13 protein-coding genes are annotated in these 14,469 nt (G+C 75.5%); 4 read left to right on the top strand and 9 right to left on the bottom strand.

What is annotated here, in order from left to right; all coding sequences use genetic code 11:
* Positions 1 to 266: 266 nt before the first annotated feature.
* Together ACH4B3_RS24710 and ACH4B3_RS24705 are read right to left on the bottom strand one after the other, a co-directional pair.
* Positions 267 to 1,412: an amidohydrolase family protein gene (locus tag ACH4B3_RS24710; RefSeq protein ID WP_398466121.1), complete on the bottom strand. Its 1,146-nt coding sequence runs from the start codon at positions 1,410 to 1,412 to the stop codon at positions 267 to 269.
* Positions 1,413 to 2,759, bottom strand: a complete 1,347-nt coding sequence (locus tag ACH4B3_RS24705; RefSeq protein ID WP_398466120.1) for a glutamine synthetase — start codon at positions 2,757 to 2,759, stop codon at positions 1,413 to 1,415.
* Between the two features lie 144 nt (positions 2,760 to 2,903).
* On the opposite strand from ACH4B3_RS24705, the gene ACH4B3_RS24700 reads away from it, so the two are divergent.
* Together ACH4B3_RS24700 and ACH4B3_RS24695 are read left to right on the top strand one after the other, a co-directional pair.
* Positions 2,904 to 3,335: a MarR family winged helix-turn-helix transcriptional regulator gene (locus tag ACH4B3_RS24700; protein WP_398466118.1), complete on the top strand. Its 432-nt coding sequence runs from the start codon at positions 2,904 to 2,906 to the stop codon at positions 3,333 to 3,335.
* A gap of 203 nt (positions 3,336 to 3,538) precedes the next feature.
* Complete coding sequence (locus ACH4B3_RS24695) at positions 3,539 to 5,023, top strand: SDR family NAD(P)-dependent oxidoreductase (protein ID WP_398466117.1); 1,485 nt, start codon at positions 3,539 to 3,541, stop codon at positions 5,021 to 5,023.
* 30 nt (positions 5,024 to 5,053) lie between these two features.
* Here ACH4B3_RS24695 and ACH4B3_RS24690 read toward each other — a convergent pair whose 3' ends face one another.
* The 4 genes from ACH4B3_RS24690 to ACH4B3_RS24675 all read right to left on the bottom strand — a co-directional run bounded on the left by ACH4B3_RS24690 (position 5,054) and on the right by ACH4B3_RS24675 (position 8,786).
* Positions 5,054 to 6,520 carry a hypothetical protein gene (locus tag ACH4B3_RS24690; protein ID WP_398466115.1) on the bottom strand — a complete coding sequence of 489 codons (1,467 nt, stop codon included), beginning with the start codon at positions 6,518 to 6,520 and terminating at the stop codon, positions 5,054 to 5,056.
* A gap of 159 nt (positions 6,521 to 6,679) precedes the next feature.
* On the bottom strand, positions 6,680 to 7,498 hold the full coding sequence (locus tag ACH4B3_RS24685; protein ID WP_398466113.1) for an SAM-dependent methyltransferase: 819 nt from the start codon (positions 7,496 to 7,498) through the stop codon (positions 6,680 to 6,682).
* A gap of 185 nt (positions 7,499 to 7,683) precedes the next feature.
* Positions 7,684 to 7,899 (bottom strand): DUF397 domain-containing protein, encoded by a 216-nt coding sequence (locus tag ACH4B3_RS24680; RefSeq protein WP_398466156.1) that lies wholly within the window; start codon positions 7,897 to 7,899, stop codon positions 7,684 to 7,686.
* 23 nt (positions 7,900 to 7,922) lie between these two features.
* Positions 7,923 to 8,786 carry a helix-turn-helix domain-containing protein gene (locus ACH4B3_RS24675; protein WP_398466111.1) on the bottom strand — a complete coding sequence of 288 codons (864 nt, stop codon included), beginning with the start codon at positions 8,784 to 8,786 and terminating at the stop codon, positions 7,923 to 7,925.
* Between the two features lie 208 nt (positions 8,787 to 8,994).
* Here ACH4B3_RS24675 and ACH4B3_RS24670 point away from each other — a divergent pair, with 208 nt between their 5' ends.
* Positions 8,995 to 9,462, top strand: a complete 468-nt coding sequence (locus ACH4B3_RS24670) for an ATP-binding protein (protein ID WP_398466109.1) — start codon at positions 8,995 to 8,997, stop codon at positions 9,460 to 9,462.
* Positions 9,463 to 9,623: 161 nt separating this feature from the next.
* Positions 9,624 to 10,607: a TAXI family TRAP transporter solute-binding subunit gene (locus ACH4B3_RS24665; RefSeq protein WP_398466107.1), complete on the top strand. Its 984-nt coding sequence runs from the start codon at positions 9,624 to 9,626 to the stop codon at positions 10,605 to 10,607.
* On the opposite strand, the gene ACH4B3_RS24660 is transcribed toward ACH4B3_RS24665, so the two are convergent.
* Genes ACH4B3_RS24660 through ACH4B3_RS24650 form a run of 3 tightly spaced genes read right to left on the bottom strand, consistent with a single transcriptional unit; the run spans position 10,598 to position 14,075 of the window.
* Positions 10,598 to 11,995, bottom strand: a complete 1,398-nt coding sequence (locus tag ACH4B3_RS24660; RefSeq protein WP_398466106.1) for a sensor histidine kinase — start codon at positions 11,993 to 11,995, stop codon at positions 10,598 to 10,600. The genes ACH4B3_RS24665 and ACH4B3_RS24660 overlap by 10 nt on opposite strands.
* 3 nt (positions 11,996 to 11,998) lie before the next feature.
* Positions 11,999 to 12,664 (bottom strand): response regulator transcription factor, encoded by a 666-nt coding sequence (locus ACH4B3_RS24655; protein ID WP_398466104.1) that lies wholly within the window; start codon positions 12,662 to 12,664, stop codon positions 11,999 to 12,001.
* A 43-nt stretch (positions 12,665 to 12,707) separates the two neighbouring features.
* A complete protein-coding gene (locus tag ACH4B3_RS24650; protein ID WP_398466102.1) occupies positions 12,708 to 14,075 on the bottom strand; it encodes an MFS transporter in 1,368 nt (455 codons plus the stop codon).
* Positions 14,076 to 14,469 lie beyond the last annotated feature (394 nt).

The following is a 14,469-nucleotide window of genomic DNA, read 5'->3' as shown; positions in this document are numbered from 1 at the left end:
TGCTCGTGCCGGGCGCGTGCCGGCCGCTGCTCCGTCGTTCGTTCGAACGGGACACGCTACCCGAGGGGTTCACGGCGGAACGAGGCGGCCGTGAACCGCCGCTCCCGCCCCGCCGGGGCGGCCCGGCCCGGCCCGGACCACCGGCGCGGACAGCGGAGTCCAGGGCCGGAACGCCCGCGGCAGCCGGCACCGCAGGCAACGGCCGGGCCGGCCACCGGGCCGGTGGTGGCGTCCTTCAGCCGGGCCCGGCCCGGTGGTGGCGCCCTTCAGCCGGGCCCGGCCACCGGCGGGGGGCCCGGCTCCGGGGCGAGCCGGTAGACGCGGCGGGCGTTCTCCGCGCAGACCAGGGCGGTGACCCGCTCGGCGTCGGCCCGGGACCAGGCGTCCTCGGCGACCCACCGGTCCAGCAGTCCGTCCAGGGCCCGCCGGAACAGGTGGGAGCCCACCAGGTACAGCTCGGGCAGCCCGTAGGCGTCGGTGGAGAACAGCAGCTTGCCGAACGGCACCAGCTCCAGTGCCTCGGCGAGGACGGAAGCCGCCCGCGCCCCGGTGTGCGCCACCGAGAGGCCGAGGTCGGCGTAGACGTGCGGGAAGACGTGCGCGAGGTAGGCCGCGCCCCGGTGGTACGGGTAGCCGTGCAGCAGGACCAGCGGGCAGCCGGTCGGCCGTACCGCGCGGACAAAGCCGGTGAGCAGCAGCGGATCGCAGCGGTGCAGGTCCAGCTCCGGGTCGCCGAACCCGGTGTGCAGTTGCAGCGGCAGCCCGGTACCGGCGGCGGTCCACAGCAGATGGCGTACCAGGACCGGGTCGGTGAGCCGGCCGCCGGGCCGCCGGCCGGAGAGCCAGCCGGCGGCCGCCACCCGGATCTCGCGCGGCGCCGGCGGCGCGGGGGAGAAGTCCAGCCCGCAGCGGTAGGCGGCCACCGACTTGAAACCGGTCGCGGTCCGGGCGGCGTCCTGCACCGCCTCCGCCACCGAGGACGCGAACGACCCGGCCGTCGGGGCCAGGTCGGCGACGCGTTCGGCGAGGCGCTCCAGCCGGACCACCTCGTGACCGGTGCCGCCCGCGGCGGCGGCCAGTTCCCCGGGGCCGGTCAGGTCGCCCGGGATACCGGTGTCCACCAGGAACGTCGTGATGCCGGCGGCACGCAGCATCCGCCGGGTGACCTCCGCGGCGCCCAGCTCCCGCCGCCGGCCGAGGTACCGCGCGGGCGGGCAGTGCGGGTCGAGGCCGAGCAGGGGCGGGCACCAGCGCCGTATCGCGAAGCCCAGCTGGGTGTCGAAGAAGGAGGTCCCCCGGGCGGCGGGCGCGTCCGACTCGGTCAGCAGCGCCTCGAACGCCTCGTCGGTCAGGTCGGTGCGGACCACCCCGTGGCAGTGCTGGTCGACCAGGCCGGGCCGGGGCGGCCGCACTCAGTACCGCCGGCGGGTGGCGGCGGCCACGGCCTCCGGCGCGGCCCCGTCGAACAGCTCGCACTCCGCGCGGCGGACCGCCGCCACCGAGTCCCACAGCGGATCGCCGAGCGCCTCGCGCAGCACCGCGGATTCCTCGAAGTGCCGCAGCGCCGCGCCGAGCGAGTCCGGCAGCCGGGGCGGTGGCTCGGCGCTGCCGGCCGGGTCGCCCGCGACCGGCGCGGGCAGCCGGAGGCCCGCGTCGACCCCGGCCAGTCCCGCGGCGATCACCGCCCCCACCGCCAGGTACGGGTTCGCCGCCGCATCGAAGCACTTCACCTCGGCGTTGGCCGCCTGGGGTGCCTGCGGCGGGCCGCTGATGAACCGCAGCGCCGCCTCCCGGTTCTCCAGCCCCCAGCACTGGAACGCGCCCGCCCAGCGGGACGGCACCAGCCGCAGGTAGCTCGCCGGGGACGGTGCCCCGACCGCCAGCAGCGCGGGCAGCTCCCGGAGCACCCCGGCGAGGAACGCCTCGCAGGTCGCGGTCATGCCGTACGGGCCGTCCCCGCCCTGGCAGAGGTTGCGGTCCCGCTGCCACAGGCTGAGGTGGAGGTGCCCGCCGTTGCCCACCACACCGGGCTCGACGACCGGACCGAAGGCGGCCGCGAGCCCGTGGCGCCCGGACACCGCCCGCACCGTCTCGCGGACCAGCACCGACAGATCGGCCGCGGCGACCGGACCGGCGGGCGCGACGGAGACCTCGAACTGGCCGGGGGCGTACTCGGGGTGGAGCTGCAGCACCTCCACGTGCTGCGCGTGCAGCGCTTCGAGCAGCCCGGCCAGATAGTCCGAGAGCTCCACGATCCGCGCCATGCCGTAGGCCGGGCCGGTGGTGGGGTAGCTCAGCTCCCGGCTGTCGGCCCGGGTCACCACCCACTCGGTCTCGAACCCCATCCGCAGCTCCAGCCCCCGCTGCCGGGCGCGCTCGGCCATCCGGCGGGCGAACTGCCGCTGGCACACCGGGTGCGGGGCACCCCGCTGGTCGTAGCGGTCGACCGGCGCCCAGGCCCAGCCCGGCTGGGCCGCCAGCAGGGTGAGCCGGGTCAGGTCGGGGAACAGGCGAAGATCGCCGTCGGGGCCTCCGATCTCGCCGCTGCTGGTCATCGAGTCGTCCACCAGATAGACGTCGAACACCGGCGACATGCCCACCCCGTCGCTGACCACGTCCGCCAGCCGGGCCGTCGGCACCGCCTTGACGCGGGTCAGCCCGGCGTTGTCCACCCAGGTGAGCGCGGCGCCGTGGACCCCCGCCGCGACCAGGCGGCCGATCTCCTGCCGGGCTCTGACCCGCTCCTGCTGCTCCGTCACCACCGGCGGCTCCCGTCGCCCGTCGCTGCCCCGGGCAGTCTCGCACGGCGGCTCCGGTGAGGCCGGGCAGCCGCCCCGGCGCGGCGGACCGGACCGGCCGTCCGGAGAAGATCGGCACCACCGGTCGCTGGCTACCATGGCGGCATGTCCCCGCAGCCGCCCGCTCCCGACGATCTGATCGACCCGCTGGCCGCCGTGGTGCGCGGCTACTACGACCACTTCAGCCGCACCGCCGCGCGGCACGGCCTGACCACCGCCCAGGCGCGGGCCCTGAACGCGGTCGGCCGCAGCCCGCTGCCCATGCGCGCCCTCGCCGACCATCTGGTGTGCGACGCCTCCAACGCCACCGGTCTGATCAGCCGGCTGGAGGCCCGCGGCCTGGTCGCGCGCACCGCCTCCGAGCACGACCGCCGGGTGAAGCTGGTCACGCCCACGGAAGCCGGGGCCGAGATGATCGTCCGGCTGCGGGCCGAGCTGCACGGGGTGCACCGGGCCCTCGGCGCGCTCAGCGAGGCCGAGCGGGCCGCGCTGGCACCGCTGCTGGAACGCCTCGGCCCGCTGCTGGCGGGCGACTGAGCCCGGGCGCCGCCCAGGGCGCCGCACCCCGCCTTCCCGGCCCGGGCGCCGGGGCCGGGCCCGGCCACCGGTCCGGGGCGCGACCCTCCCGGCGCACCGGCCCCGGCCGCCCGCGCGCTCTCCGGTTTGGCGTCGCCGCCCCCGCTTTCGTACAGTTCCGCCGGAGTATCGGTAGAACAGGCGAACCAGGAAGCGGCACGGCGATGACGGTGACAGACAGCGGCCGGGCCGACGGGGCGGGCATCGGCGCGGAGCGGGCGGGGATCGATCCGGACCGGCTGGAGGTCTGCCTGAGCGTGCTCGCCGAACTCGACGAACTGCCGCTCGACCACCCCGACGCGGTCCTGGTCCGCCGCGCCACCTCCGGCATCTACCGGACGGTCAAGCAGCGCCGCCGCCAGGAGCGCCGCGCCGCCAAGACCGCCCACGACCGTACCGTCACCGAGGCCACCGCCACCGGCGCGGCCGACCGGATAGACGACGAGACCCTCGGCCGGGCGCTCAGCAGCTCGGTGACCACCGAGATCGCCGGCATCCTGCGGCGCGCCAGGTCCTGCTACGTCTGCAAGGACCGCTACACCGAGGTCGACGCCTTCTACCACCAGCTGTGCCGGTCGTGCGCCCAGGAGAACCGGGCCCGGCGCGACGCGCGGACCGACCTCACCGGCCGCCGGGCACTGCTCACCGGCGGCCGCGCCAAGATCGGCATGTACATCGCACTGCGACTGCTCCGGGACGGCGCGCACACCACCATCACCACCCGCTTCCCCCAGGACGCCGTCCGGCGCTTCACCGCGATGCCGGACAGCGCGGACTGGCTCCACCGGCTCAAGATCGTCGGTATCGACCTGCGGGACCCCGCCCAGGTGATCGCGCTGGCCGACTCGGTGAGCGCGGCCGGCCCGCTGGACATCCTGATCAACAACGCCGCGCAGACCGTCCGCCGCAGCCGCCAGGCGTACGCCGAGCTGATCGCGGGCGAGTCGGCGCCCCCGCCCGCCGGGGAGCTGCCCGAGTCGGTCGTCTTCGGTGCCTTCGGCAGCGGTGCCCAGGCCGCCCTGCCCGGCCCCGCGACCCCCCGGGACAGCGCCCTGACCCCCGACGAGGTCGCCGCGCTGGCACTGACCACCGGCTCCGCCTCCCCGGCCCGCATCGAGGCCGGCACCGCGATCGACGCGGGCGGCCTGGTCCCGGACCTGGACCCCACCAACACCTGGATCCAGCGGGTGCACGAGGTGGACCCGGTGGAACTGCTCGAAGTGCAGCTGTGCAACGAGACCGCGCCGTTCATCCTGGTCAGCCGACTGCGTCCGGCGATGGCCGCCTCCCCCGCGCGCCGCAAGTACGTGGTGAACGTCTCGGCGATGGAGGGCAAGTTCAGCCGCGGCTACAAGGGCGCCGGGCACCCGCACACCAACATGGCCAAGGCCGCGCTCAACATGCTCACCCGCACCAGCGCCCGGGAGATGTTCGAGACCGACTCCATCCTGATGACCAGCGTCGACACCGGCTGGATCACCGACGAGCGGCCGCACCCGGACAAGATGCGGCTGGCCGAGGCCGGCTTCCACGCCCCGCTCGACCTCGTCGACGGAGCGGCCCGGGTGTACGACCCGATCGTACGGGGCGAACAGGGCGAGGACCTGTTCGGCTGCTTCCTGAAGGACTACACGCCCACCGGCTGGTAGCCCGGTCGCTCGGCGCCGCGGGGCGGGGGCTCAGCGGCGCGGGGCGAGGTAGACGGTCCACCCGGTGCGCGGCATGGTGCGCGGCGTCCAGTCCCGGGCGAAGCGCGGGGGAGCCGCGTGCCCCGGCCCGACCAGGGCGGCGGTCGGCACCCGGGTGGCGCGGCGCCGCAACTCCCCCTCGGTGGTGGAGCGGTTGTTCCCGCGGACCTGGGCGGACGCGCAGCGCGCGGCGTATCCGATCGGCAGCGCCCGGGGGCCGGTCACCAGACACGGGGGCCGCAGCCCCAGGTCGCGCAGGTCGTCCGCGGCACGCTGGTACACGCTCGCGGTGGCGGCGGTCGACGCGGTGGAGTGGACCAGCACGGCGATCTGCACCCCGAGGTGCGCGGCGTACAGCACCGCGACGGCGGCAGCCACCGCGGCCCGGGCCCGGGCGTGCTCCAGCGCGTGGACCACCCAGGCCGCGACGGGCAGCGACAGCAGGGCGTAGGCGGGCAGCAGGAACCGCGGGGCCGAGAACCCGATCAGGAACAGATACGAGAAGGACAGGCACCCCGCGCACACCACGGGCAGCAGCGCGGTGGCCGTGGCGTGCCGCCGCCGGGCGAGCGCCAGCGCCGCCGCGGTCAGCACCGGCAGCGCCCACCACCACAGGGTCATCAGCGGATGCGGGCCGTCGGACTCGCACGGGCGGCACAGCAGCGGGCCGTTGAGGCTGCGCAGCACGGTCCCGACGTTCCAGTGCAGCGTCATGTCGCCCTCGGTGGCGCTGGAGATCCGCAGCCGGTCCCCGATGCCGCCGAACCGGACGTACGCCTCGGCGACCCACTGCACGGCCCCCAGCGCTGGACCGAGCAGCACCGCGGGCAGCGCCGGCCGCCAGGCCCGCACCGCCGCCGCGGCCGCCAGCAGCGGCAGCGCCAGCCAGCCGCCGTCCGGCAGCCGCAGCAGGGTGACGGCGGCGAGTACCCCGGCCAGCCACCAGCGGGCCCGCGGCTCCCCGGGCGCCCGCAGGAACCAGCCGACCGCGGCGACCGCGCCGAGAGCCACCCAGTAGTTCGGCATCACCTGGGAACCACTGATCTGGGTGATCCACAGACCGGCGAAGAACAGCGCGGCGCAGGCCGCCGCGCGGGGGCCCAGCAGCCGCGCCCACACCCGGAACGCCGCGTACAGCGCGGCCGCCGAGAGCACCGCCAGCAGGACCCGCAGTACGGCCGGCGACCCGGTCACCGCCAGCACGGGGGAGACCAGGACGCTGATGCCGCGCGAGCGGGGCGCGCTGAAGAAGGCGGCGGGGTGCCGCGGGTCGACCTGGGAGGCGTAGACGCTCTCGTCCCAGAGCAGGCCGTGCGCGGTCTGCGGAACCACCAGCGCCAGCTGCGCGGCGGCGTACCCGAGGGCGACGAGGGCCAGCCAGGGCACGGCGGTCCGCCGCGGTTCCCGGGGGGCCGGGGTGCGTGGGTCCGCGGTGCGGACCGGGATGGTGCCGATCATCACCACAGGCTCACAGCGCCCGGTGCGGGCCGCGACCCGGCGGTCCGCCGGACGGCCTACCGCGGCGGGGTGCGGTCCGCCCGATGGGCTACCCGTCCGCCGGGCGGCCGGCCGGCGGGACTCCCCGGCGGCGGCCGCCCGGTGGCGGACCGTCAGCTGTCAGGGCTTGCGGGCCACACCCGCGTACAGCGACACCTGGGCGTCGGTCACGGCGTTCGGCTCCGCCTCGTCGTCCGGCTTCCACCGGTGCGGCACCTCGACGCCCGGACCGATCAGCTCCAGTCCCTCGAAGAACTGTGTGACCTCGGCGCGGTCGCGCACCTGCGCGGGGATGCCGCCCTGGCGGTAGATGTCGACGACTTTGGCCCAGGTCTCCGGGTCGAAGTCCGGTGTGCAGTGCGAGAGCACGAGGTAGCTCCCCGAGGGCAGTGCGTCGACCAGTCGGGCGACGATGTCGTACGGCTTGAACTCGTCCGGGACGAAGTGCAGCAGCGCGTTGAGCGACAGGGCGACCGGACGGCTCAGGTCGAGCGTCTCGTGCAGCTCGGGTGCCGTGACGATGCGCTCCGGCTCGCGGACGTCGGCCTGGATGTAGGAGGTGCGGCCCTGCGCGGTGCTGTGCAGCAGGGCCTGGGCGTGGGTCAGCACGATCGGGTCGTTGTCGGTGTACACGACCCTGGCGTCGGGGGCGACGCCCTGCGCGACCTGGTGCAGGTTGGGCTCGGTCGGGATGCCGGTGCCGATGTCGAGGAACTGCCGGATGCCCGCCTCGGCGGCCAGCCAGCGGGTGGCGCGGTGCATGAACGCCCGGTTGGTCCTGGCACAGGTCTTGATGCTGGGGTAGACCGCCATGACGTGGGCGGCGGCGTCCTGGTCCACCTCGTAGTGGTCCTTGCCACCCAGGTAGTAGTCGTACATGCGGGCCGGGTGCGGCCTGCTGGTGTCGATCTGGCCGGGTGCGAGGCCGTTTGCGGTCATGCGGCCCTCCGTTTCGGTGTCGTCGCCGCCTGGTCGGTCGGCCGGACTGGTCAGGTCCGGAGCTCAAGGAGTGCTGCCGGGGGTGCCTGGGGGTGCGCCGGGCGGCGCGGGGTGCGCCGGGCGGCGCGGGGTGTGCGAGGTGGTGCGGGTGGTGCTGCGGACCGGAACGCCCGAGGCGGTCCGGCTCAGGTGAGCAGGAAGTCGGCCGCGCCGGCCTTGGCTCCCTCGATGAACGTCTCGATCTCGTGGTACGCGTAGATCAGGGCGGGGCCGTCGGGGTCGGTGGACTGGCGCAGCGCCACCCGGCCGTCGCCGAGCTTCATCACCTCGACACAGCTTCCGCCGTTCGGTCCGCTCCAGGGCTTCTGCCAGCCTTCGGTGCCGAGGTTTTTCGAGGGCATGCCGTTGTATATGTGATCCACAGTCAGAGCTCCTTGCGAATCGCACCGAGGAAGGCCTCGGTTCGGTGCACCGGAGTGGCCTGAGTGCACATCCGGTCCAAAGCCTCCAGGTAGACGGCCACATCGGCGCGCTGGTCGATGTAGCCGGCGCCGGTGAGGTTCTCTCCGTAGACGATGTCCGGCAGTTCCGGTATCTGGAAACGGAAGAGCTGGAAGGGGCCGAACATGCCCGGGTGCGGCCCGGAGGCGAACGGCAGCACCTGAAGGGTGACGTTCGGCATGGCGGTGGCCTCGATGAGCCGGTCGATCTGCGCCCGCATCACCTCCGGGCCGCCCACCGGTCTGCGCAGCACCGTCTCCTCGATGACGACCCACAGATGGGGCGGCGGGGTGCCGGTCCGGGTGAGCAGGGACTGGCGCTGCATGCGCAGCGCCACCCGCCGGTCCAGTTCCTCCTCCTCGGCGAAGGGGAAGCCCACCCGGAACAGGGCGCGGGTGTACTCCGGGGTCTGCAGCAGCCCCGGTACGCAGTGCGGTTCGTAGCCCCTGATCCGGGTGGCGGCCTCCTCCAGGCTCACGTAGAGGCTGAACCACTCCGGGAGCACGTCCCGGAACCGGTGCCACCAGCCGGGCTTGTTGGCCTCCTCGGCCAGGGCGAGGAAGGCCTCGATCTCCGCCGGCGGGGTCCGGTAGGTCTGCAGCAGCTTCTCGACGTAGGGGAGTTTGAGGCCGACCTCGGCCTTCTCCATCCGGCGGATCGTGGTCTGGTTGACGTGCAGCGCCCGGGCGGCCTCCTCGAAGGAGACGCCGGCCGCCTCGCGCAGCGCGCGCAACCGCATGCCGAGGACCATCTGCCCGACGGTTGGGGCCGACCGCGCTTCACCCACGTCGTTCCTCCTGGACATCTGACGACGGCTTCAGTGTGCCACGGCCACCCTGGAGCGCACAGGCTGCACTCGCTATTCTGCGAATTGCAGAACGCCTCTTGCCAACTGGCCTCCGCAGACTGGATAGTGACACTGCGGCATGCCCCAACCACGCCGCGCGCACGAGGACTTGCACCACCCATTCCCCTCACTGGTAGATGGAAGGCACATGGCCGTGGCACTGCCTCACCGCACGACGATGCTCCGCCTCATACCAACCGGCGGCTCCCGTGTCGGCCTGCGCCACGAAAGATTCCAGCTGCCCGCGCACGGGGCCTCGGTCGCGGTGGCCCGCCGCAGGGTGCGGTCCCACCTGCCCGCCTGGGGATTCGGCGACGACGTCCGCGACGCCGCCGAGCTGGTGATGTCGGAACTGGTCACCAACGCCCTGGTGCACACCGGAAGCGACCGGATCCTGTGTGTCATACGCGCCGACGAGCAGGACGGGCGCGCCGTGTACGTCGAGGTGGCCGACCAGGGCGGGGGACCGGTCGGCCCCTCGGCGCGGGAGGCCGGGTCGGACGACGAGAGCGGACGCGGGCTGATGCTCGTGCGGGCCCTGGCCGACGCCTGGGGGGACCGGCCCGCCGCCGGAGGGCACGGACGGGTGGTCTGGGCCCAGCTCGGCGCCACCTGACCGAAGGCCGTACGCGGCCCGCCGGCGCGGCCGCCGCGCGGGACGGTGCCGCCCGCGCCGGTGCCGCCGCGCCGCCCGGCCACCGGGGACGCGCGGGACCGGCGGGACGGCCGCCGCGGACCGCACCCCGGCCCCGCCGGGACACGCCGTAGCATGGCCCGGTGCCCGCCCTGCCCCGTCGCGTCCTGCTGGGCGCCCTCGCGGCCGCCCCGCTGGCGGCCTGCGCCGGCGGCGGACCGCGCGGCCTCATCCGGCTGGCCACCGGACCCGACGGCGGACCGTACGCGGTCTTCGGCAGCCGGCTGGCGGACGAGGTGCACCAGGCCCACCCGGACCTCACCGTGCGGGTGGTGACCACCGCCGCCAGCGTGCAGAACCTCCGCCTGCTCCGGGCCGGCCGGGCCGAGCTGGCGCTGACCCTGGCGGACAGCGCGGCCGACGCGGCGGCCGGCCGGGGAGCGTTCCGGCCGGCCCGGGGCACCGGGAGCGGCTCCGCGGCCCCGGGCCCCGCGGGCGAGCCGATCGCCGCTCTCGCCCGGCTCTACCTCAACTACCTGCACCTGGTGGTGCCCGCCGACGCGGAACCGCGCGAAGTGGCGGACCTGGCCGGGCACACCCTCTCGCTCGGCGCGGCCGGATCCGGCACCTCGGTGACCGCCGAGCGGGTCCTCGCCGCGGCCGGCGTGCGCGAGCGGGTGCGCGCCGTACGGCTGGGACTCGGCGAGTCCGCCGCCGCGCTGCGGGCCGGCCGGATCACGGCGTTCTTCTGGTCCGGCGGCGTGCCCACCCGGGCGATCGCGGACCTGGCCCGGCACACCCCGGTGCGGCTCGTCCCGCTGGGCACCCTGGCGGCGCGGCTGCGCCGGGCCGCCGGCCCGGTCTACGAGAGCGCCGTGATCCCGGCCGGCGCCTACGGGCAGCAGACCCCCATCCCGACCGTGGGCACCCCCAGCTACCTGGTCTGCCGGCGGGACCTCGGCGAGGACGCCGCCCGCGCCGTCACCGGGGTGCTGTTCACGCACCGGGACCGGCTGCCGGTGCCCGACGCGCCCGGCAGCCGGCTCGACGAGCGCTACGCCATCGGCACCGGGGACGTCCCGCTGCACCCGGGGGCCGCCGCCCACTACCGCTCGGTCTACGGCTGACCGGCGTCCGGCCCGAGGGCGGCCCGCGCGGGTTCCGCGCCGCGGCTGCCGGACGCCTCCGGCAGCCGCAGTTCGACCACCAGACCGTGCGGTTCGGCGGGCAGCAGCGCGAGTGTGCCGCCGCAGGACCGGGCGAGCTCCGCCGCGATCGCCAGCCCCAGACCGCTGCCGGGCACGTTGCCGTGCCCCGGCGAGCGCCAGAAGCGGCCGAGCGCCGCGGCGCGCTGTTCCGGCGCGAGCCCCGGCCCGTCGTCGGAGACGCGCAGCACCCCGGTCCCGGCCGAGACCGTCACCGAGCCGCCGGAGGGGACGAACTTGGCCGCGTTGTCCAGCGCGATGTCGGCGATCCTGGCGGCCGCGGCGGGCAGCACGGCGGCCTCCCCGCCGCCCTCGGGGACCACTACGGCCAGCGACAGCCCGCGCGCCGCGAACACCTCCCGCCAGGCGGACAGCCGGCCGTGCAACTCGGCACGGGTGACCGGCTCCGGCGCCCCCGCGTCGGCCTCGACCCTGGCCAGCGCCAGCAGGTCCGCCAGCAGCCTGGCGAGCCGGTCGACCTCCGCCAGCGCCTCCGCGTAGTCAGCCCCGCCGGACTCCGTCAGATGCGGCTCCAGGTTCTCCAGCCGCAGCGAGAGCACGGTCAGCGGGGTCCGCAGCTCGTGTGAGGCGTCGGCGACGAAGGCACGCTGCCGGTCCAGCGCCGCGGACACCGCGTCGGCCATTGCGTTGAACCGCCGCTCCAGCAGCCGCAGCTCCGCCGGGCCCCGCCGGCCGGCGCCCACCCGGGCGTCCATCCGCCCCTCCGCGATCGCCCGGGTGGTGGCGTCCAGCTCGGTCACCGGGCGCAGGATCCAGCGGGCCAGCCGGCGGGCGGCGAACAGGGCGCAGCCCACCGCCACCACCGCACCGGCCGCGATCGCCGCCCACACCAGCGCCACGTCCCGCCGCGCCGCACCGGTGGTCACCCGCAGCAGCACCACACCGGACACCTGGGCGTCCCGGCCGACCGGCTCGGCGACCACCGCCGAGCCGGGACCGAACGGGGTGACCAGCGGCAGCCCGCCGGTGGTCCGGCCGGACAGCGCCCGGTCGGCGGCCGCGGCGTCCCACACCCCGCCGCCGGTGACCGGCTCGCCGTCCCGGCCCCGGATCGCCACCGCGGTGCCGTACAGCTCCGCGTACCGGCTCACCTCCGCGGCCAGGCCCGAGGTGTCGCCGTCCCGCACCGCCTGGTCGGCCAGCTCGGCCAGCCGGGTGGCGTCCGCGCGCCGCTGAAGCAGCAGCTGCCCGGTGCGGTGCGAGGAGTACGCCAGCGCCAGCGGCACGGCGAGCGCGATGACCAGGCAGCCGATGAGGACCGCCTGGACGGTCAGGATCCGGCGGCGCATCCGTCAGGTCCCCAGCCGGTAGCCGGTGCCGCGCAGCGTCTCGACGATCCCGGGGCACCCGGTCTTGGCGCGGATCCCGGCGATGTGGACGTCCAGTGACCGGGAGGCGGACAGCAGCGTGTCCCCCCACACCGCGTCGAGGATCTCCTCCCGGCCGCGCACCACCCCGGGTTCGCGCGCCAGCAGCGCCAGGACGTCGAACTCGCGGCGGGTCAGCGCCACCGGCCTGCCGTCCGCCTCCACCCGCCGGCCCGCCAGGTCGATGCGCACCCCGCCCGCGCCGGCCACCACCACCGGCCCGGCGGCGGTGAGCGGCCGGGTGCCCCGCCGCCGCACCGCCTCCATCCGGGCGATCAGCTCGGCGGTGCGGAACGGCTTGACCAGGTAGTCGTCGGCGCCACCGCGCAGACCGCGGAGCACGTCCCGCTCCTCGGTGCGCGCGGTGACCACGATCACCGGGACCGTCGAGACCCGCCGCAGCCGGCGCAGCGCCTCCAGCCCGTCCATGTCGGGCAGGCCCAGATCCAGCAGCAGGAAGTCGGCCCGGTCCTTGAGCCGCAGCGCGTCGTCGGCCCGCGCGGCACGGATCACCTGGTGCCCGTGGCGCGCGAGGGAAGCGGTCAGCGCGGCCGCCAGCCGGTCGTCGTCTTCGACCAGGAGAACGTTCACGGCGACCAGGGTAGAGCGGTGTCCCCGGCGCCCCGCCCGGCCGTCAGACGCCCGCCTTCTCGGTCGCGGCGGCGGGGGTGGACCGGTCCGGGCCCGCGGCGCCCCGGGTGAGCACGGCGTCCCGGGTCTCCCGCATCGTCGCGTACACCACCAGGGAGACGGCCGCGCAGCCGGAGACGTACCAGTAGAAGCCGGACTCCGCTCCCGCGTTCTTGAACCACAGCGCCACATACTCCGCGGTGCCCCCGAACAGGGCGTTCGCCAGCGCGTACGGCAGGGCCACGCCCAGCGCCCGGACCTGCGTGGGGAACAGCTCGGCCTTGACCACGGCGTTGATCGAGGTGTACCCGGTGACGATGACCAGGGCCGCCAGGGACAGCAGCAGCGCTCCGCCGAAGGTGCCGGTGTGCGCCAGCGTGCTCATGATCGGCACGGTGCACAGCATGGACCCGATCCCGAACCCGATCAGCAGCGGACGGCGCCCGATCCGGTCGGACAGCGCCCCGGCCGCCGGCTGCAGCAGCATGAACACGAACAGCGCGCAGAAGCTCACCAGCGACGCGTCGGACTTGCTCATGCCGGCGGTGTTCGACAGGTACTTGGTCAGATAGGTGGTGTAGGTGTAGTAGGCCACCGTGCCGCCCATGGTCAGCGCCATGACGAGGACGAACTCCCGCCGGTGCGCCAGCAGTCCGCGGATCGTGCCGCGCTCGGCCGCGGCGCCGGGGTGCTCCCGCGCGGTGCCGGTCTCCTCGTACACCTCCGTCTCCAGCAGGTTCCGCCGCAGCCAGAAGACCACCGCGGCACCCGCGGTGCCGACCAGGAACGGGATGCGCCACCCGTAGGAGTGCAGCGCCTCGTCCGACATGGTCCGCTGGAGCAGGATCAGCAGGCCCAGCCCGCACAGCTGCCCCAGCGTCATCGAGACGTACTGGAAGCTGGCGACGAATCCCCGGCGCCCGGGCTGGGACGCCTCGGTGAGGTAGGTGGCGCTCGCCGCGTACTCCCCGCCCACCGAGACGCCCTGCAGCAGCCGGGCCACCAGCAGCACCGCCGCGCCGAAGTAGCCGACCTGGTCGTAGGTCGGGGCGACGGCGATCAGCAGGGCGCTGGCCGACATCAGGGTCACGGTGAGGGTCAGCGCCGCCTTGCGGCCGCGCCGGTCGGCGTACCGGCCGAGCAGCCAGCCGCCGACCGGGCGCATGAAGAACCCGACGGCGAAGATGCCGGCGGTGTTGAGCAGCTGCGCGGTGTCGTTGCCCTTGGGGAAGAACGCGCCGGCGAAATAGGTGGCGAAGCTGGCGTAGACGAACCAGTCGAACCACTCGACGAGGTTGCCGATCGAGCCGCCGATCACCGCCTTCCAGGGGGTGCGGTCGCGGCGCGCGGGCGCGGGTGCGGTCGTGGACACGGGGGCCTCCTTCGGATGTGCGGGCCGCGGCGGCCTCCTGCCGAAGGGGGCGTCGCCGCAGGTCGCAGCCTGAGGTCCGAGCGAGGTCCGGGTACAGGTCCGGGCCCGAGAGCTAACCTGCGGCTAACGTTGCGGTCCGCCGACCGGGGCGGGACCGGCCGCTGCGCCCCGGGCTCCCGCTTCCGGGCACGCCTCACCGGGCCGCCGGCCCGTGCCGGGTGCCGGACGCCGGTCCGGCCGCGCCGGGACCCGCCGCGCCGGCCGGCGCCCGAGGGGCCGGGCCCGCTCGCCGGCGGGTGCCGGGCGGGTGTCCTTTCGGGGCCGAGCCCACTGGGCGGCGGGGCAGGGGACTCGGGGCCGCGGGCCGGACCGGGCGGGGCGCCTCCCGGGGGCG

This window comes from Streptomyces sp. NPDC018031, from assembly GCF_044327625.1.
GTDB lineage: Bacteria > Actinomycetota > Actinomycetes > Streptomycetales > Streptomycetaceae > Streptomyces.
The sequence above is the reverse complement of the archived record's forward strand: the minus strand, read 5'-3'. Positions and strand labels throughout refer to the sequence as shown.

What these genes read in the sequence shown, in the direction of transcription:
- ACH4B3_RS24660 (WP_398466106.1), bottom strand. Translation starts at nt 11,995, where the DNA reads ATGCGCCGCCGGATCCTGACCGTCCAGGCGGTCCTCATCGGCTGCCTG.
- ACH4B3_RS24685 (WP_398466113.1), bottom strand. Translation starts at nt 7,498, where the DNA reads ATGACCGCAAACGGCCTCGCACCCGGCCAGATCGACACCAGCAGGCCG.
- ACH4B3_RS24695 (WP_398466117.1), top strand. Translation starts at nt 3,539, where the DNA reads ATGACGGTGACAGACAGCGGCCGGGCCGACGGGGCGGGCATCGGCGCG.
- ACH4B3_RS24680 (WP_398466156.1), bottom strand. Translation starts at nt 7,899, where the DNA reads ATGCCCTCGAAAAACCTCGGCACCGAAGGCTGGCAGAAGCCCTGGAGC.
- ACH4B3_RS24690 (WP_398466115.1), bottom strand. Translation starts at nt 6,520, where the DNA reads ATGATCGGCACCATCCCGGTCCGCACCGCGGACCCACGCACCCCGGCC.
- ACH4B3_RS24670 (WP_398466109.1), top strand. Translation starts at nt 8,995, where the DNA reads ATGGCCGTGGCACTGCCTCACCGCACGACGATGCTCCGCCTCATACCA.
- ACH4B3_RS24700 (WP_398466118.1), top strand. Translation starts at nt 2,904, where the DNA reads ATGTCCCCGCAGCCGCCCGCTCCCGACGATCTGATCGACCCGCTGGCC.